The sequence below is a fragment of the Nocardioides furvisabuli genome (genome assembly GCF_021083185.1).
Classification (GTDB): Bacteria; Actinomycetota; Actinomycetes; order Propionibacteriales; family Nocardioidaceae; genus Nocardioides; species Nocardioides furvisabuli.
Genome location: NZ_JAIGQB010000001.1, coordinates 589,375 through 606,500, shown reverse-complemented (window position 1 = coordinate 606,500; position 17,126 = coordinate 589,375). Strand labels below are relative to the sequence as shown.

General features: G+C 70.3%; 17 protein-coding genes. 9 read left to right on the top strand and 8 right to left on the bottom strand.

The annotated features are described in order from the left end of the window. Nucleotides 1-15: 15 nt before the first annotated feature. From rplW to K4G59_RS02785, 7 genes are all read right to left on the bottom strand, one after another. A complete protein-coding gene (rplW, locus tag K4G59_RS02815; RefSeq protein ID WP_129453375.1) occupies nucleotides 16-321 on the bottom strand; it encodes a 50S ribosomal protein L23 in 306 nt (101 codons plus the stop codon). Next, the gene (gene rplD / locus K4G59_RS02810; protein ID WP_231249185.1) at nucleotides 318-1,190 is read right to left on the bottom strand and encodes a 50S ribosomal protein L4, sunset domain variant; all 873 of its coding nucleotides are present in this window, start codon (nucleotides 1,188-1,190) and stop codon (nucleotides 318-320) included. The genes rplW and rplD overlap by 4 nt, the downstream gene beginning before the upstream one ends. Nucleotides 1,191-1,192: 2 nt before the next feature. Then, on the bottom strand, nucleotides 1,193-1,858 hold the full coding sequence (gene rplC / locus K4G59_RS02805) for a 50S ribosomal protein L3 (protein ID WP_231249184.1): 666 nt from the start codon (nucleotides 1,856-1,858) through the stop codon (nucleotides 1,193-1,195). A 7-nt stretch (nucleotides 1,859-1,865) separates the two neighbouring features. Continuing rightward, entirely contained in the window at nucleotides 1,866-2,174 is a 309-nt protein-coding gene (gene rpsJ / locus K4G59_RS02800) for a 30S ribosomal protein S10 (RefSeq protein WP_008360994.1), read from the bottom strand. A gap of 467 nt (nucleotides 2,175-2,641) precedes the next feature. Then, on the bottom strand, nucleotides 2,642-3,367 hold the full coding sequence (trmB, locus tag K4G59_RS02795) for a tRNA (guanine(46)-N(7))-methyltransferase TrmB (RefSeq protein WP_372461784.1): 726 nt from the start codon (nucleotides 3,365-3,367) through the stop codon (nucleotides 2,642-2,644). A gap of 54 nt (nucleotides 3,368-3,421) precedes the next feature. Beyond that, on the bottom strand, nucleotides 3,422-4,813 hold the full coding sequence (locus tag K4G59_RS02790) for an aspartate aminotransferase family protein (protein WP_231249182.1): 1,392 nt from the start codon (nucleotides 4,811-4,813) through the stop codon (nucleotides 3,422-3,424). After that, entirely contained in the window at nucleotides 4,810-5,268 is a 459-nt protein-coding gene (locus K4G59_RS02785) for an Lrp/AsnC family transcriptional regulator (protein ID WP_231249181.1), read from the bottom strand. The genes K4G59_RS02790 and K4G59_RS02785 overlap by 4 nt, the downstream gene beginning before the upstream one ends. 170 nt (nucleotides 5,269-5,438) lie before the next feature. Here K4G59_RS02785 and K4G59_RS02780 point away from each other — a divergent pair, with 170 nt between their 5' ends. The 9 genes from K4G59_RS02780 to K4G59_RS02740 are packed head-to-tail and all read left to right on the top strand — an operon-like array spanning nucleotide 5,439 to nucleotide 16,484. Continuing rightward, nucleotides 5,439-6,884: a gamma-aminobutyraldehyde dehydrogenase gene (locus K4G59_RS02780; RefSeq protein WP_231249180.1), complete on the top strand. Its 1,446-nt coding sequence runs from the start codon at nucleotides 5,439-5,441 to the stop codon at nucleotides 6,882-6,884. A gap of 24 nt (nucleotides 6,885-6,908) precedes the next feature. Beyond that, the gene (locus tag K4G59_RS02775; protein ID WP_231249179.1) at nucleotides 6,909-8,159 is read left to right on the top strand and encodes an ABC transporter substrate-binding protein; all 1,251 of its coding nucleotides are present in this window, start codon (nucleotides 6,909-6,911) and stop codon (nucleotides 8,157-8,159) included. A 1-nt stretch (nucleotide 8,160) separates the two neighbouring features. Further along, entirely contained in the window at nucleotides 8,161-9,261 is a 1,101-nt protein-coding gene (locus tag K4G59_RS02770) for an ABC transporter ATP-binding protein (protein ID WP_231249178.1), read from the top strand. Between the two features lie 7 nt (nucleotides 9,262-9,268). Then, nucleotides 9,269-10,180 (top strand): ABC transporter permease, encoded by a 912-nt coding sequence (locus K4G59_RS02765; RefSeq protein WP_231249177.1) that lies wholly within the window; start codon nucleotides 9,269-9,271, stop codon nucleotides 10,178-10,180. 1 nt (nucleotide 10,181) lies between these two features. Next, nucleotides 10,182-11,018 carry an ABC transporter permease gene (locus K4G59_RS02760; RefSeq protein WP_231249176.1) on the top strand — a complete coding sequence of 279 codons (837 nt, stop codon included), beginning with the start codon at nucleotides 10,182-10,184 and terminating at the stop codon, nucleotides 11,016-11,018. A 10-nt stretch (nucleotides 11,019-11,028) separates the two neighbouring features. Next, nucleotides 11,029-12,312: a saccharopine dehydrogenase family protein gene (locus K4G59_RS02755; RefSeq protein ID WP_231249175.1), complete on the top strand. Its 1,284-nt coding sequence runs from the start codon at nucleotides 11,029-11,031 to the stop codon at nucleotides 12,310-12,312. Then, nucleotides 12,309-13,661: a 4-aminobutyrate--2-oxoglutarate transaminase gene (gene gabT / locus K4G59_RS02750; RefSeq protein ID WP_231249174.1), complete on the top strand. Its 1,353-nt coding sequence runs from the start codon at nucleotides 12,309-12,311 to the stop codon at nucleotides 13,659-13,661. The genes K4G59_RS02755 and gabT overlap by 4 nt, the downstream gene beginning before the upstream one ends. Continuing rightward, nucleotides 13,661-15,118, top strand: a complete 1,458-nt coding sequence (locus K4G59_RS02745; RefSeq protein ID WP_231249173.1) for an NAD-dependent succinate-semialdehyde dehydrogenase — start codon at nucleotides 13,661-13,663, stop codon at nucleotides 15,116-15,118. Before gabT ends, K4G59_RS02745 begins: the two co-directional genes overlap by 1 nt. A 7-nt stretch (nucleotides 15,119-15,125) precedes the next feature. Continuing rightward, a complete protein-coding gene (locus K4G59_RS02740; protein ID WP_231249172.1) occupies nucleotides 15,126-16,484 on the top strand; it encodes a transaminase in 1,359 nt (452 codons plus the stop codon). On the opposite strand, the gene K4G59_RS02735 is transcribed toward K4G59_RS02740, so the two are convergent. Then, on the bottom strand, nucleotides 16,481-17,071 hold the full coding sequence (locus K4G59_RS02735; protein ID WP_231249171.1) for a mismatch-specific DNA-glycosylase: 591 nt from the start codon (nucleotides 17,069-17,071) through the stop codon (nucleotides 16,481-16,483). The genes K4G59_RS02740 and K4G59_RS02735 overlap by 4 nt on opposite strands. Nucleotides 17,072-17,126: the final 55 nt, after the last annotated feature.

Here is a 17,126-nt window from a genome sequence, read left to right as displayed (position 1 = left end):
TAGTCAGGAGCCCGGTCAGGAGACCGGACCTCCGAAGATGTCGATGCGGTGACCCTCGGCGAGGCTGACGATCGCGCGCTTGGTGTTCGGGCGCTTGCCCATGCCGTAGCGGGTGCGACGGGTCTTGCCCTGACGGTTGATCGTGTTGACCGAGGTGACCTTGACCCCGAAGACCTTCTCGACCGCGATCTTGATCTCGGTCTTGTTGGCGTCCGGGTGGACGATGAAGGTGTACTTGTTGGCGTCGAGCAGGCCGTAGCTCTTCTCCGACACGACCGGCGCGATCAGGACGTCGCGGTGGTCCTTGTGCAGGGTGCTCACTTGTCGCTCTCCTTCTCGCCGCGGGTCAGACCAGCAGCCTCGGCGTCCTCGGCGGACTTGAACCAGAAGTCGCCCGCAGCGGCGTCGTACCCGGCGTCGCCCTCGAGGAGGTAGGTGCCGGACTCCAGGCCCTGGACCTCGTAGCCCTTGGGGTTCTTGCCGCTCTTCAGCGGGGCCTTCGCGCCGGCCGGCAGGGCCGGCTCGTCGCTGGCCTGCTCGGTCGCGGCGGGCTTCTCGGCCTTGGCGGCGGCAGGCTTCTCGGCCGTGGCAGCCGAGGCGCCACCCACGAACACGTCGTAGGCACCCTGGGTGAACACGATGTCGTCGGCGTTCAGCACGTCATAGGTGTTGAGCTGGTCGACGGCGACGATGTGGACCTCGGGCGCGTTGCGCAGCGAGAGCCAGGTGATCGCGTCGGTCCGCTCGAGCACCACGAGGTAGCCCACGCGGTCGGTCAACGAGCTCAGCGCGGTGATCGCCGCCCTGGTGGAGGGCTTGTCGCCCGAGACCAGGGAGTCGACCACGTGGATGCGACCGTTGCGGGCCCGGTCCGAGAGGGCACCGCGCAGGGCGGCGGCCTTCATCTTCTTGGGGGTGCGCTGGTCGTAGCTGCGCGGCTGCGGGCCGTGGACGACGCCACCGCCGGCGAACTGCGGAGCGCGGGTCGAGCCCTGACGGGCGCGGCCCGTGCCCTTCTGCTTGTAGGGCTTGCGGCCACCACCGCGCACGTCGGCGCGGGTCTTGGTGGCGTGCGTGCCCTGGCGCGCGGCAGCCTGCTGGGCGACCACGACCTGGTGGATCAGGGGGATGTTGACCTCGACGTCGAAGATCTCGGCGGGGAGGTCGACCTTGACGGTCTTGACAGCCATGCTCAGGCCTCCTGCGTCTTCTTGGCAGCCGAGCGGAGCATGACGAGCCCGCCGCGGGGGCCGGGAACGGCACCCTTGAGCAGGATCAGGCCCTTGTCGGCGTCGACGGCGTGCACCGTCAGGTTCTGGGTGGTCACCGTGTCGTTGCCCATGCGGCCCGCCATGCGGGTGCCCTTGAACACGCGACCCGGGGTGGCGCAGGCGCCGATCGAGCCCGGCTTGCGGTGGTTGCGGTGGGCACCGTGCGAGGCGGAGACACCGTGGAAGCCGTGACGCTTCATGACACCGGCGAAACCCTTGCCCTTGCTGGTGCCGGTGACGTCGATCTCCTCGCCGGCGGCGAAGGTGTCGACGCCGATCTCCTGGCCCACGGTGTAGCTCGCGGCGTCAGAGGTGCGGATCTCCGCGACGTGACGGCGCGGGGTGACACCGGCCTTGGAGAAGTGACCGGCCTCGGGCGAGTTGACCTTGCGGGCCTCGATCTCGCCGAACGCGACCTGGATGGCGTTGTAGCCGTCCACCTCGGGCCGACGGACCTGGGTCACGACGTTGGTCGCGGCCGCGATCACGGTCACGGGGACGACCTTGTTGTTCTCGTCCCACAGCTGGGTCATGCCGAGCTTGGTGCCCAGCAGTCCCTTCGCGTTGCGCTCAAAAGTGTTCGTCATGTCAGCCTCAGAGCTTGATCTCGATGTCGACACCGGCAGGCAGGTCGAGACGCATCAGCGAGTCGACGGTCTTCGGCGTCGGGTCGATGATGTCGATGAGGCGCTTGTGGGTGCGCATCTCGAAGTGCTCGCGGGAGTCCTTGTACTTGTGGGGCGATCGGATGACGCAGTACACGTTCTTCTCGGTCGGCAGCGGCACAGGGCCGGCGACCTTCGCACCCGTGCGGGTGACGGTGTCCACGATCTTCCGCGCCGAGGTGTCGATCACCTCGTGGTCATAGGCCTTGAGCCTGATGCGGATCTTCTGTCCCGCCATAGGTCCGTGTCCTCTTCGATCTCGTACGCCTGGTCTGGTTTCGGCTCCCGGCCCCTGGTGGGCGAGCGCCGCCTGTCTCTCCTCCACCCCCGACCCCCGCGGTCGGGCGTGTCGCGGTGATTTCTCCGCACACGACCCCTCGGGGAAGCGGTACTGCTCTGGGTGGCACCCGACGGCTGTCGGATCTGGTCGGGTCTCCGATCAAGAACGTTCTCGATCCGGTGCGGAGCACGCAGGACGGCTGTTTCGATCAAGGAGACGCGATTCAGAAGTCAAGGTGTGCCGCACCCCGGCGACCCGCCGGAGCAACCGGAACATCTTGACAGACTCGGCGTGCCCACGCCAAATCGCAGTGGAGGCACGCCCAGCACGTCGTCCCGGGGGCCCTGGAGGACCCGTCCGGGGAGTGCACCGGTAGGCACACCCTACGCCCACACCGCGGCTGCGCCCCGATCGCGGGGCTCCCCCTACGCCGAGCGGCGGTAGAGGAAGTCGCGGATGTCGCGACCGACGTCGATCCCCTTGCGCTCGAAGCGGGTGACCGGACGCTCGGACCACCGCTCGACCGGCCCGCCCCGGAGGGTCGGCTCCGCGTCGAGGACCTCGTGCATCTGCTCCGCGTAGTCGGCCCAGTCGGTCGCCAGGCGCCATGCGCCGCCGGGCACCAGCCGGGACGAGGCGAGCGCCGCGTTGGCGGGGTTCACCAGGCGGCGCTTGTGGTGCTTGGTCTTGCGCCACGGGTCGGGGAAGAACGTCCAGAGCTCGGCGAGGCTGTCCGGCGCCAGGAGGTGCTCGAGCGACCAGACGGCGTCGACGGAGCAGAACCGCACGTTGTCGGCACCCGCCTCGGCGACCCGCCACAGCGAGTCGGCCACGCCGGGCAGCCACACCTCCAGCGCGAGGACGTTGTGCTCGGGCCGCGCGGCGGCGAGCACCGCCGTCGCCTCGCCGATGCCGGACCCGATCTCCACGATCAGCGGGGCCTCGCGCCCGAAGCGCTCGGCGAGGTCGAAGTCGGGCCGGTCGACGGCCTCCTCCGGGATCACCCAGTCGGCCTGGTGCGCCGCCCACGCCTCGGCCTGGCGGGGGGTGAAGCGGCTGCCGCGCCGTGAGTAGGTGAGGACCTCGCGCATGCGGCGGCCGTCCGCGGTGAGCTTGTGGTGCGGTCGGGCAGGGCGTACGACGTCGTTCACGCCGGACATCCTCGCCGCTCCCCCGGGTCCGGCGCACATCGGCCGGCCGGTGGCTCAGAGGTGCGCGAGGGCCCCGGTGAGGACCGACCGCAGCCGCTGCTCGATGTCGTCGAACTCGGGCTGGCCGATGATGAGCGGCGGCGCGAGCTGGATGACCGGATCTCCGCGGTCGTCGGCGCGGCAGTAGAGGCCGGCCTCCCACAGCGCGCCGGACAGGTAGCCGCGCAGCAGCCGCTCCGACTCGGCGTCGTCGAACGTCTCCTTGGTCTCGCGGTCCTTCACCAGCTCGATGCCGTAGAAGTAGCCGTGGCCGCGGACGTCGCCGACGATCGGGATGTCGAGCAGCTTCTCCAGGGTCGAGCGGAAGGCCGGCGCGTTCTGCTGGACGTGGTCGGTGAGGCCCTCGCGCTCGAAGATGTCGAGGTTGGCCATCGCGACCGCGGACGACACCGGGTGGCCCCCGAACGTGTAGCCGTGGGCGTACGCCGTGGTGCCCGACCTGAACGGCTCGAAGAGCCGGTCGCTGGCGATCATCGCGCCGATCGGTGAGTAGCCCGAGGTCATGCCCTTGGCGCAGGTGATGATGTCGGGCTGGTAGCCGAACTCGGCGGCGCCGAACATCTCCCCCACGCGGCCGAAGGCGCAGATGACCTCGTCGGAGACCAGCAGCACGTCGTACTCGTCGCAGATCTCGCGGACCCGCTCGAAGTAGCCGGGCGGCGGCGGGAAGCATCCGCCGGCGTTCTGCACCGGCTCGAGGAAGACGGCCGCGACGGTGTCGGGGCCCTCGAACTCGATCGCCTCCGCGATCCGGTCCGCGGCCCAGCGACCGAAGGCCTTCTCGTCGTCGCCGAGGTAGTCCGGGCGACGGTAGAAGTTGGTGTTGGGCACCTTGTGCGCGCCCGGGACCAGCGGCTCGAACATCTCCTTGAGCGGCGGGATGCCGGTGATGGAGAGCGCGCCCTGGGGGGTGCCGTGGTAGGCCACGGCTCGCGAGATGACCTTGTGCTTGTTCGGCTTGCCGGTGAGCTTGAAGTACTGCTTGGCCAGCTTCCAGGCCGACTCGACCGCCTCGCCGCCGCCGGTGGTGAAGAACACGCGGTTCAGGTCGCCGGGCGCCATCGCCGCGATCCGGTCGGCGAGCTCGACCGCGCGCGGGTGGGCGAAGGACCACAGCGGGAAGAACGCGAGCTCCTTGGCTTGCTTGGCGGCAGCCTCCGCCAGCTCGTCGCGGCCGTGACCGACCTGGACCACGAAGAGACCGGCCAGGCCGTCGATGTACTCGCGGCCGTGGCTGTCCCAGATCTTGTGCCCCTCGCCCTTGACGATGAGCGGCATCTCGCCGCCCTTCTCGTAGGTCGAGTGCCGGGTGAAGTGCAACCAGAGGTGGTCGCGGCCGGCGGTCTGGTAGTCGAAGGACTCGCCCTCGGAGGTTGGGAGGCTCATCGTGTTCCCCAGTTGTAGTGCTGCTTGTTGAGCTTGAGGTAGACGAAGGTCTCCGAGGAGACCACGCCGTCGAGCTCACGGACCTGTCGGATGACGTCGAGCAGGTGCGGGTCGTCCTCGCACACCACCTCGACGAGGAGGTCGAAGCTCCCCGCGGTGGTGACGACGTAGTCGACCTCGGCCACCTCGGCGAGGCGGTCGCCCACCTTCATCGGGTCGCCCTCGGTGCGCACCCCGATCATCGCCTGGCGGGTGAACCCGACCTGCGTGGGATCGGTGACCGCGACGACCTGCATGACGTCGGAGTCGAGGAGCTTCTGCACGCGGGCGCGGGCTGCGGCCTCCGAGAGGCCGACCGCCTTGGCGATCGCGGCGTACGAGATGCGCCCGTCCTCCTGGAGGAGCTCGATGATGCGCTTGGCAGTCGCATCGAGGCGCACACTTCCCTCACTCATGGCGCCCATGGTGCTGTGCCGGAGGTCCGATCCGCAAGCCGCCGAGCGCGGAATCCGCATTTCCCGGGCGTTAAATCCACGATTCCGACAGTTTTGTTGCCGTCACCTATGGCGATCTGGTCGCCCGTCGTCCTACTCTCCCTTCACCGCACCCGACCGGGAGGACCCACGTGACCAGCCCACGCACGCTGCGCAACTTCATCGGCGGCACCTACGTCGACGCCAGTGCCGGCGCCCTGAGCGACGTCGTCAACCCGGCCACCGGCCAGGTCGTGGCCCGCGCGCCCATCAGCGGCGCCGAGGAGGTCGACGCGGCGTACGACGCCGCCGACCGGGCCTTCGGCGAGTGGGGTCGCACGACCCCCGGCGAGCGCCAGCAGGCGCTGCTGAAGATCGCCGACACCGTCGAGGCGCACGCGGACGAGCTCATCGCCCTGGAGTCGGAGAACACCGGCAAGATCAAGGCACTCACCGCGAGCGAGGAGATCCCGCCGATGGTGGACCAGCTCCGGTTCTTCGCCGGGGCCGCGCGCGTCCTGGAGGGCAAGGCGGCGGGCGAGTACATGGCCGGCCACACGTCGTGGATCCGCCGCGAGCCCATCGGCGTCGTGGGCCAGGTGACGCCGTGGAACTACCCCCTCCTCATGGCGGCGTGGAAGATCGGGCCGGCGCTCGCCGCCGGCAACACCGTCGTCCTCAAGCCCAGCGACACCACCCCCGAGAGCACCCTGCGCCTGGCCGAGCTCGCCTCGGAGTTCCTCCCCGCGGGCACGCTCAACGTGGTGACCGGTGACCGCGAGACCGGACGCCGGCTCGTCGAGCACCGCACGCCCGCCCTGGTCGCCATCACCGGCTCGGTGCGCGCCGGCGCGGAGGTGGCGGCCAGCGCCGCGCCGAACGTGAAGCGCGTGCACCTCGAGCTCGGCGGCAAGGCCCCCGTGGTCGTGTTCGACGACGCCGACCTCGAGGCCGCGGTGGAGGGCATCGCGATCGCGGGCTACTTCAACGCCGGCCAGGACTGCACGGCCGCGACCCGGGTGCTGGTGGCCGAGGGCATCCACGACGAGTTCGTCGCGGCCCTGGCCGACTACGCCCGCAGCTCGGCGCCGGTCGGCCTGCCCGACGACGCGGACGCGCTCTTCGGCCCGGTCAACAACGTCCGCCAGCTCGCGCACGTCAGCGGCTTCATCGACAACCTGCCCTCCCACGCCACCGTGTCGGCCGGCGGCAACCGGCGTACGGACCTCGGCGCCGGCTTCTACCTCGAGCCCACGGTGCTCTCGGGCCTGCGCCAGGACGACGACGCGATCCAGAACGAGATCTTCGGTCCGGTCATCACCGTGCAGCGCTTCACCGACGAGGCAGAGGCGACCCGGTGGGCCAACGGCGTGGACTACGGCCTCGCCTCCTCGGTGTGGACCCGCGACTTCGGCCGCGCGATGCGGATGTCGCGGGCGCTCGACTTCGGCTGCGTGTGGATCAACACCCACATCCCGCTGGTGGCCGAGATGCCGCACGGCGGCTACAAGAAGTCCGGCTACGGCAAGGACCTGTCGATGTACGGCTTCGAGGACTACACCCGGATCAAGCACGTGATGGCGAACATCAGCAGCTGACACGGACCGACGAGAGGCAATCCGATGACGCAGTTCCCAGGTCGCGCACGCCGACCCATGTCCCCCGGCGCTGCCGCCGTGCTCGCGGGCATGGGACCGCGACTCAGTCGCCGGGCCCTGCTCGGCACCGGTGCCGCAGCCGCCACCACCCTCGCTCTCGCTGGGTGCGCACCGCCCGAACCCCCCACCGGCGGCGCTCCCGAGCTCAAGCTCCCCGAGGACCTGTCGGACAGCGAGAAGGTCCTCAAGTGGGCCAACTGGACGGCGTACCTCGACGTCAACGAGAAGTCGGGGAAGTACCCCACGCTCGAGGGCTTCATGAAGCAGACGGGCATCGAGGTCACCTACAGCGAGGACATCGAGGACAACGACTCCTACTTCGCCAAGGTCGGCCCACAGCTCCGGGCGGGTCAGAGCATCGACCGCGACATCATCACGATGACCGACTGGATGTCGGCCCGGATCATCCGCGAGCAGCTCTGCCAGCCGCTCGAGCTGGCCCAGATGCCCAACGTGGTCTCCAACCTGCTCCAGCCGCTCAAGGACGTCCCCTTCGACCCCGGCCGGAACTACTCCGTCACCTGGCAGAGCGGGTTCGCGGGCATCGGCTACAACAAGGACAAGGTGGGTCGCGAGCTGAAGACGCTCGACGACCTCTGGGCGGAGGACCTCAAGGGACGCGTGGTGGTGCTCTCCGAGTACCGCGACACCGCGGCCCTCGTCATGCAGTCGCAGGGCGTCGACATCACCAGCGGCTGGGGCAAGGCAGAGTTCGAGAACGCCATCGAGCTCATCGAGCAGAAGATCGAGGACGGCTACATCCGCAAGGTGAAGGGCAACTCCTACCTCGAGGACCTGACCAGCGGCAACGCACTCGCAGGCATCACCTGGAGCGGGGACATCTTCATCCTCGCCTACGACACCGGCGACCCCAGCTGGACCTTCGCGATCCCGGAGTCCGGCGGCACCCTGTGGTCGGACAACATGATGGTGCCGATCACCTCCACCCACCGCAGCAACGCCCAGCAGCTGATGGACTACTACTACGACCCGGCGGTGGCGGCCGAGGTCGCGGCGTACGTCAACTACGTGTGCCCGGTGGAAGGCGCGCAGGCGGAGATGGAGAAGATCGACCCGGAGCTCGCGAAGAGCCCGTGGATCTTCCCGACGGCCGAGTTCATCGCCGACAAGAACATCCAGTCGTTCCGCGCACTGGAGCCCGACGAGGACATCGAGTACGCCGACCTGTGGTCCAGCCGTGTGATGGGCAACTGACGTGCCAGGTGTCAGGCAGGCCCGGGGAGACCTGCGGCTGGAGAAGGTGACCAAGACGTTCGGCGACTTCGTCGCGGTCGACGACCTGTCGCTGGACGTGCCGAGGGGGTCGTTCTTCGCCCTGCTCGGTCCCTCGGGCTGCGGCAAGACGACCACTCTGCGGATGGTCGCCGGGCTGGAGCAGCCCACCGACGGGCGGGTGCTGATCGGCGACACCGACCTCACCGGGTCACGGCCCTACGAGCGCCCCGTCAACACCGTGTTCCAGTCCTACGCACTGTTTCCGCACATGACGGTGCGCGACAACGTCGCCTTCGGGCCCAAGCGCCGCAAGGAGAAGGACGCCGCCCAGCGGGCCGACGACGCGCTCGAGCTGGTGCAGATGACGCAGTTCGCCCAGCGCAAGCCGGTCCAGCTGTCCGGTGGCCAGCAGCAGCGGGTCGCCCTGGCTCGAGCGCTGGTCAACCACCCCGAGGTGCTGCTGTTGGACGAGCCGCTCGGCGCGCTCGACCTCAAGCTGCGCCGCGAGATGCAGGTGGAGCTCAAGCGCATCCAGACCGAGGTCGGGCTCACCTTCATCCACGTCACCCACGACCAGGAGGAGGCCATGACGATGGCCGACACGGTCGCGGTGATGAACAAGGGGCGGATCGAGCAGCTGGGACCTCCTGCCGAGCTCTACGACCTCCCGCTCACCCGCTTCGTGGCCACCTTCCTCGGCCAGGCCAACACCGGTGTCGGCACGATCGAGGGCGTCGACGGCGAACACCTCGTGGCCGACGTGCTCGGCACCAAGGTGCGGATCCTCAAGAGCCGCTCGCAGGTGAACGAGGGCCAGGTGCTGTTCGGCGTACGACCCGAGAAGGTGACGGTCTCGCGCAAGCAGCCCGACGGCGTCGGCAACGACGTCAAGGGCGTGGTGCGCGACGTGTCGTTCCTCGGTGTCGCCACGAGCTACCTCGTCGACATGCCGAGCGGGACCACCTGGAGCTGCTACGAGCAGAACCTCGACGTCGAGCCGCTCGACCTCCGCCCCGGGGACGGGGTCTGGCTGACCTGGAATCCCGGCCACGCCTTCGGCGTCCCGGTCGAGGAGTCGTGAGCAGGCCGTGAGCGCTCTCGCCCACGTCGCCGGCGACCCGGCGGTCGACCCGGCGGCTCCGGCTCCCGAGACAAGGAAGCGGAGCTGGACGGCCTACCTGCTGCTCCTCCCGGGCGTGCTGTGGCTCGGCGTCTTCTTCCTGCTCCCGCTCGTGCAGCTGGCCGCGGTGAGCCTGCAGAGCCGCTACCCCGGGTTCCCCGGCTACTACTACAGCGACGTCAACTTCTCGAACTACGCGGCTGCGCTCACCGACTACGCACCCCACTTCGCCCGGTCGTTCGTCTATGCCGGGCTCGCGACGCTCTTCGCCTTCCTGATCTCCTACCCGCTGGCGTACGCCATGGCGTTCAAGGCCGGCCGCTGGCGCAACCTGATGCTGATCTGCGTGATCGCGCCCTTCTTCACCTCCTTCATCCTGCGCACGTTCGCGTGGTCGCAGATCCTGGCCGACGAGGGCTGGGTGGTGGGCGTCCTCAGCTTCCTCCACCTGCTGCCGGGCGGGAGCATCATCAACACCCCGGTCGCGGTGGTCGCGGGCCTGACCTACAACTTCCTGCCGTTCATGGTGCTGCCCATCTATGCCTCGCTCGAGCGCGCCGACCCGCGCGTGATCGAGGCGGGCGGTGACCTGTACGCCAACGGGATCACCACCTTCCGCACGGTGACGCTGCCGATGTCGATGCCGGGCGTGCTCGCGGGGACGCTTCTGACCTTCATCCCCGCCGCCGGCGACTTCGTCAACATGGAGCTGCTCGGCCCCCAGCGCGGGAAGATGGTCGGCAACGTCATCAACGACCAGTTCCTCGCCGTCCCGGGGGGCTACCCCGTGGCCGCGGCGCTGTCGTTCACGCTCATGACGGCCATCCTGGTCATGGTCTTCCTCTACGTGCGCCGCTTCGGCACCGAGGAGCTGGTGTGACATGACCACCACCACGTCGGCTGCACGCCGGACCCGGGCCTGGCTGGCGCAGCACGTCGTCATGCTCGCGGCGATCACCGCCCTGCTCTACCTCTTCCTGCCCGTCGCCTACACCTTCGCCTTCTCCTTCAACGACCACGGCCGCAGCAACATCGTGTGGCAGAGCTTCACCTGGGAGCACTGGCAGGACCCGTGCGGGGTCGCCGGCGTGTGCGAGTCGCTGGTCACCTCGCTCCAGGTGGGGGCGATCTCGACCCTCGTCGCGACCGTCCTCGGCACGATGATGGCGCTGGCGATGGTGCGCTACCGCTACCGCGGCAAGGCTGCGAGCAACGTGCTGATCTTCGTGCCGATGGCGACCCCCGAGATCGTGATGGGTGCCGCGCTGCTGACGATCTTCGTGCAGGGTTTCTCCAACATCGGCGTCAACCTCGGGTTCGGCACGATCGTCTTCGCCCACATCATGTTCTGCCTGAGCTTCGTGGTGGTCACGGTGAAGGCGCGCATCCAGTCCCTCGACCCGCGGATCGAGGAGGCGGCGCAGGACCTCTACGCCAGCCCGATGCAGACCTTCTGGAAGGTCACCTTCCCGCTGATCCTGCCCGGCATCGCGGGCGCCGCGATGCTCGCCTTCTCGCTGTCCTTCGACGACTTCATCATCACCAACTTCGTCTCCGGCAACGAGAGCACGTTCCCCAAGTTCGTCTACGTCGCGTCGCGCCGCGGCATCCCCGCCGAGGCCAACGTCATCGGCTTCTCGATGTTCGTGCTCGCCGTCCTGCTGGTGGTGGGCGCCCAGCTGGTGGGCTCTGCACGGGCGTCCCGGATCAAGAAGTAGGAGCAGGCCTGTGCCAGAACCGATGAGGGTGCTGATGGTCGGGGCCGGCGGTGTCGGTGACGCCGCCGCCCGGATCGCGGTCGAGCGTGACTTCTTCGAGGCGTGGGTGGTCGCCGACCACGACCTCGCTCGCGCCGAGCGGACGGTCGCCGCGGCCGGCGAGCGGCGTACGGGCGAGGAGCGCTTCAGTGCCGCTCAGGTCGACGCCTCGGACGTCGACGCCGTGGCCGCGCTCGCCCGCGAGGTGCGGGCCACCCACGTCTTCAACGCCGTCGACCCGCGCTTCGTGATGCCCATCTTCACCGGCGCCCTCGCCGCGGGTGCCGACTACCTCGACATGGCGATGAGCCTGTCCGCGCCGCACCCCGACGCGCCGTACGAGAAGGTCGGGGTCAAGCTCGGCGACGAGCAGTTCGCGCAGGCCGGCGCGTGGGAGTCGGCCGGCCGGCTGGCGCTGCTCGGGATCGGCGTGGAGCCGGGGCTCTCCGACGTCTTCGCGCGCTACGCCGCCGACGAGCTCTTCGACCACATCGACGAGCTCGGCACGCGTGACGGCGCGAACCTGGTGATCCGCGACGACGACGGCAACGAGGTGTTCGCGCCCGGCTTCTCGATGTGGACGATCATCGAGGAGTGCCTCAATCCCCCAGTGGTGTGGGAGCGGGAGAGGGGCGGTGGCGATCTGGAGCAGGGGTTCTTCACGCTGCCCCCCTTCTCCGAGCCGGAGGTCTTCGACTTCCCCGAGGGCATCGGACCGGTCGAGTGCGTGCACGTCGAGCACGAGGAGGTGCTCCTCATGCCGCGGTGGGTGGAGGCGGACCGGGTGAGCTTCAAGTACGGCCTCGGCGAGGAGATGATCACGATCCTGCGCACGCTCCACACGCTGGGACTCGACTCGACCGAACCGGTGACGGTGAAGGGCGTGGAGGTCTCGCCGCGCGACGTCGTGGCGGCCTGCCTGCCCGACCCGGCCACCATCGGCCCGCGGATGGAGGGCAAGACCTGCGCGGGGCTCCTCGTCACCGGCACCGGCAAGGACGGCGCACCGCGCTCGACCTACCTCTACCACGTGGTCGACAACGCCGACTCGATGCGCGACTACGGCGCGCAGTGCGTGGTCTGGCAGACAGCCATCAACCCGGTCGTGGCGCTCGAGCTGCTGTCCGACGGCAGGTGGAGGGGCACCGGCGTGCTGGGCCCCGAGGCACTGCCGCCGAAGCCGTTCCTCGACCTGCTGTCGGCGCCGAAGCCCGACGGCTACGGGTCGCAGTGGGGCATGGAGGAGAAGTCATGACGCTGGCACAGGAGCGGATCCTCGCCACCGAGATCCCCGGGCCGCGCTCGCAGGCCCTGCACGCCCGCAAGGTCGCCGCCGTGTCCGCCGGGGTCGGCACGACGCTGCCCGTCTACGTCGAGCGCGCCGGCGGCGGGATCCTGCGCGACGTCGACGGCAACCAGCTCATCGACTTCGGGTCCGGCATCGCCGTGACCACCGTCGGCAACGCCGCTCCCCGCGTGGTGGAGGCGGTCCAGCGCCAGGTCGCGGACTTCACCCACACCTGCTTCATGGTGACGCCCTACGAGGAGTACGTCGCGGTCTGCGAGAAGCTCGCCGAGCTCACCCCCGGGAGCCACGAGAAGCGCTCGGCGCTCTTCAACTCCGGCGCCGAGGCGGTCGAGAACGCGGTGAAGGTCGCCCGCCACCACACCGGGCGCGACGCCATCGTGGTCTTCGACCACGCCTACCACGGGCGCACCAACCTCACGATGGCGCTGACCGCGAAGACCATGCCCTACAAGCACGGCTTCGGCCCGTTCGCCGGGGAGATCTACCGCGCCCCGATGGCCTACCCCTACCGGTGGCCGGGCGGACCCGAGGCGTGCGCCGTGGAGGCCTTCGACGCCTTCGTCTCGACGGTGCACACCCAGGTCGGCGAGGACAGCTGCGCAGCGGTGCTCATCGAGCCGATCCAGGGTGAGGGCGGCTTCATCGTCCCGCCGCCGGGCTGGCTCCCCCGCGTCGCCGAGTGGTGCCGCGAGCAGGGCATCCTGCTCATCGCCGATGAGATCCAGACGGGCTTCGCCCGCACCGGCGACTGGTTCGCCTGTGACAACGAGGGCGTCGTGCCGGACCTGGTGACCACCGCCAAGGGCATGGCGGGTGGCCTGCCGCTCGCCGCGGTGACCGGCCGCGCGGAGGTGATGGACTCGGTGCACGTCGGTGGCCTCGGCGGCACCTACGGTGGCAACCCGGTCGCGTGCGCGGCCGCGCTCGCCGCCATCGAGACGATGCAGGCCGACGACCTGCCCGCACGCGCCCGCGCGATCGAGGCGGCCTTCCTGCCGCGCCTGCAGGCGCTCGCCGAGCGCCACCCCGACCGCGTCGGGGACATCCGTGGCCGCGGCGCGATGCTGGCCGTCGAGCTCGTGTCCGACGGGCCCGGACGTTCGCCCGACGCGGCACTGGCCGGCGCGATCCACCGGGCCTGCTCGGCCCAGGGCCTCGTCACGCTGACCTGCGGCACCTACGGCAACGTCTTCCGCTTCCTCCCGCCGCTGGCGATCGGCGACGACCTGATCGCCGAGGGCCTCGACATCTTCGAGGCCGCCTTCGACGCAGCCGCGGATGGCAGGGTGGGGTGATGGCCAGCAACGAGACCGTCCTCCAGACCGTGCCCCGCCAGCTCCTCGTCGGCGGGGAGTGGGTCGACGCCAGCGGCGCCGCGACCTTCGAGGTGCACAACCCCGCCGACGGCGGCGTGCTCACCTCCGTGGCGGACGCGACGCCCGCGGACGGGGAACGCGCCCTCGCCGCAGCAGCGGCCGCCCAGCGCGAGTGGCGTGCCACCGAGCCCCGGGTGCGCGGGGAGATCCTGCGCAGCGCCTTCGAGCTGCTCACCGAGCGGGCCGACCACTTCGCCCGGCTGATGACCCTGGAGATGGGCAAGACGCTCGCCGAGGCGAAGGGCGAGGTGGCCTACGGCGCCGAGTTCTTCCGGTGGTTCTCCGAGGAGGCGGTGCGCATCCACGGTCGTTACTCCCCCGCCCCCGCCGGCAACACCCGCCTGATCACGATGAAGGGCCCCGTGGGCCCGACACTGATGATCACGCCGTGGAACTTCCCGCTCGCGATGGGCACCCGCAAGATCGGGCCGGCCATCGCCGCCGGGTGCACGATGGTGGTCAAGCCGGCCGCGGAGACCCCCCTCACGATGCTCGCCCTGGCAGGGTTGCTGGAGGAGGTCGGCCTGCCGGCAGGCGTGCTCAACGTCGTCACCACCACCGACTCCGGCGGCGTGTGCGAGCCGCTGATCCGCGACCCGCGGCTGCGCAAGCTCACCTTCACCGGCTCGACGGCGGTCGGCAAGGTGCTCGTCGCCCAGGCGTCCGACCAGCTGCTCCGGGTGTCGATGGAGCTCGGCGGCAACGCCCCGTTCCTCGTCTTCGCCGATGCCGACCTCGACGCCGCCGTCGACGGCGCGATGCTGGCCAAGATGCGCAACATCGGCGAGGCCTGCACCTCGGCCAACCGCTTCCTGGTGCACGAGTCGGTGGCCGAGGAGTTCTCCTCGCGGCTCGCCGAGCGGATGGGCGCCCTGACGGTCGGTGACGGCACCGAGGACGGTGTCGACGTCGGGCCCCTCATCACCGACAAGGCCCGCGCCGGGGTGCACGAGCTCGTCGACGACGCGGTGTCCGGCGGTGCCCGCGCCCTGGTCGGTGGCGAGGTCCCCGAGGGGCCAGGCCACTTCTACCCGCCCACGGTGCTGGTCGACGTACCCGCCTCGGCGCGGGTGTTCCGCGAGGAGATCTTCGGTCCCGTCGCCCCGGTCTCGACCTTCCGCGACGAGGAGGAGGCGCTCTCGCGGGCCAACGACACCGAGTACGGCCTCGTCGCCTACGTCTTCACCCGCGACCACGCCCGCGTGCTGCGCGTCAGCGAGGCGCTGGAGTTCGGGATGGTCGGCATCAACACCGGCATCGTCTCCAACCCGGCCGCCCCCTTCGGCGGGGTGAAGCACTCCGGCTTCGGCCGCGAGGGCGGCTTCGAGGGGATCGAGGAGTACCTCGAGACCAAGTACGTCGGCAGCGCGCTGTGAGGGACGCATGACGATCGACCGCACCCGCCTGGCCGCGCTCCACGCCGAGGAGGAGCAACGGTTCGTCGACCTGCACCCGACCTCGGCGCTGCTGGCGCGCACGGCCGGTGAGCACCTGCTGGCCGGTGTCCCGATGCCGTGGATGACGCGCTGGCCGGGCTCGTTCCCGCTGTTCGTCGAGTCGGCGGCCGGCGGTCGCTTCACCGACGTCGACGGCATCGAGCACGTCGACCTGTGCCTGGGCGACACCGGCTCGATGACCGGCCACTGCCTGCCCGCGGTCGCAGAGGCGGTGCGCGAGCGCACCGAGCGTGGGATCACCACGATGCTGCCCTCGACCGACGCCGCCTGGGTGGCTGCCGAGCTCAGCCGCCGGTTCGGGCTGCCGCGCTGGCAGATGGCGATGACCGCCACCGACGCCAACCGCTTCGTGCTGCGCTTCGCCCGCCACCTGACCGGGCGACCGCGCATCGCGGTCATGGACTGGTGCTACCACGGCACCGTCGACGAGACGCTCGGCGTGCTCGAGCACGGCCGCGCCGGTGACCGCGTCGTGGCCCGCCCGGGCGCCCTGGGGCCGCAGGTCGACGTCGCGCAGACCACGGCGGTGGTGCCCTTCAACGACCTCGACGCGCTCGACGTCCGCCTCGCCGAGGGTGACGTCGCCTGCCTGCTGATGGAGCCGGCACTGACCAACATCGGCATCGTGCTCCCCGACGAGGGCTACCTCGCCGGGGTCCGCGAGGTCACCCGCCGCCATGGCGTGCTGCTCGTCAACGACGAGACCCACACGATCTGCGCGGGACCGGGCGGGGCCACCGCGGCGTGGGACCTCGAACCTGACTTCGTGGTCATCGGCAAGCCCATCGGCGGAGGGATCCCCGTCGCGGCGTACGGCATGACCGCCGAGGTCGCCGAGCGCCTCGAAGGTCCGATGCTCGGGCACGACATCGACGTCGCCGGGGTGGGCGGCACGCTGTCGGGCTCCGCGCTCGCGATGGCCGCCGTGCGTGCCACCTTGTCGACCGCGCTGCGCCAGGAGGACTTCGACGTCGCGATCCCGCTCGCCGTGAGCTTCACCGACGGCATCCGCGGGGTGATCGACGAGCACGGCCTGCCGTGGCACGTGCAGCGCCTCGGCTGCCGCGCGGAGTACTGGTTCTGCCCGCCGCCGCGCGCGGGCGCGGAGGCGGCCGCCGCAGTCGACGAGGAGCTCGACGCCTTCTTCCACCTCTGGACCGTCAACCGCGGGGTCCTGCTCGCCCCCTTCCACAACATGTCGCTCTTCTCGCCGTTCCACGACCAGTCCGACGTCGACGCCCACACGTCGGCGTTCCGGGGTGCCGTGGAGGCGCTGCTCGGCTAGGCCGAGGGAGGGCCGCCGACGAGGCCGGCCGCCCGGGCCGCGTCGGCGTACGCCGCAGCCAGGGTCTCCACGGTCTCGTGGGCGTTGAGCCCGGACGGGTTGGGCACGACGAAGACGCGCGATCCGTCCCAGCGCCCGGGCTGCTCCCCCGCTCGGGCGCTGCGCTGGTCGAACGCCGCCCGGTAGGCCGTGATGCCGGCGACCGCGACCACGTCGGGGCGCCGCTCGGCGACCAGGGCACGCAACCGCCTCCCGCCCTCGCGCAGCTCCACAGCCGTGAGCTCGTCGGCTCGGGCAGTGGCGCGAGCCACCACGTTGGTGATGCCGATCCCCCGCCGCCGGAACGCGTCGCGGTCCCCGTCCGTCATCCCGGCGGACGGGTCGACGGGGTGCTCCAGGATCCCGGCGGCCAGGAGGGCGGGGTAGAACCGGTTGCCCGGGCGGGCGAAGTGCGTCTGGGTGGCGGCGGTCCACAGCCCGGGGTTGATCCCCACGAAGAGGAGCCGCAGCGGCTCACCCTCGTCGGGGAGCAGGTCGGGCACCACGGCGTCCCGGAACGACTCGAGCTCGGCCCTCGTGAATCCCATGGGGCCATCGTGCCGTGGCGGCGGTGACGCTGGTCCGGTGACGAGGCGCCCCGCC

What these genes read in the sequence shown, in the direction of transcription:
- rpsJ (WP_008360994.1), bottom strand. Translation starts at nt 2,174, where the DNA reads ATGGCGGGACAGAAGATCCGCATCAGGCTCAAGGCCTATGACCACGAG.
- K4G59_RS02760 (WP_231249176.1), top strand. Translation starts at nt 10,182, where the DNA reads ATGACCACCACCACGTCGGCTGCACGCCGGACCCGGGCCTGGCTGGCG.
- rplD (WP_231249185.1), bottom strand. Translation starts at nt 1,190, where the DNA reads ATGGCTGTCAAGACCGTCAAGGTCGACCTCCCCGCCGAGATCTTCGAC.
- K4G59_RS02745 (WP_231249173.1), top strand. Translation starts at nt 13,661, where the DNA reads ATGGCCAGCAACGAGACCGTCCTCCAGACCGTGCCCCGCCAGCTCCTC.
- rplC (WP_231249184.1), bottom strand. Translation starts at nt 1,858, where the DNA reads ATGACGAACACTTTTGAGCGCAACGCGAAGGGACTGCTGGGCACCAAG.
- K4G59_RS02785 (WP_231249181.1), bottom strand. Translation starts at nt 5,268, where the DNA reads ATGAGTGAGGGAAGTGTGCGCCTCGATGCGACTGCCAAGCGCATCATC.
- K4G59_RS02735 (WP_231249171.1), bottom strand. Translation starts at nt 17,071, where the DNA reads ATGGGATTCACGAGGGCCGAGCTCGAGTCGTTCCGGGACGCCGTGGTG.
- gabT (WP_231249174.1), top strand. Translation starts at nt 12,309, where the DNA reads ATGACGCTGGCACAGGAGCGGATCCTCGCCACCGAGATCCCCGGGCCG.
- K4G59_RS02740 (WP_231249172.1), top strand. Translation starts at nt 15,126, where the DNA reads ATGACGATCGACCGCACCCGCCTGGCCGCGCTCCACGCCGAGGAGGAG.
- K4G59_RS02775 (WP_231249179.1), top strand. Translation starts at nt 6,909, where the DNA reads ATGACGCAGTTCCCAGGTCGCGCACGCCGACCCATGTCCCCCGGCGCT.
- K4G59_RS02790 (WP_231249182.1), bottom strand. Translation starts at nt 4,813, where the DNA reads ATGAGCCTCCCAACCTCCGAGGGCGAGTCCTTCGACTACCAGACCGCC.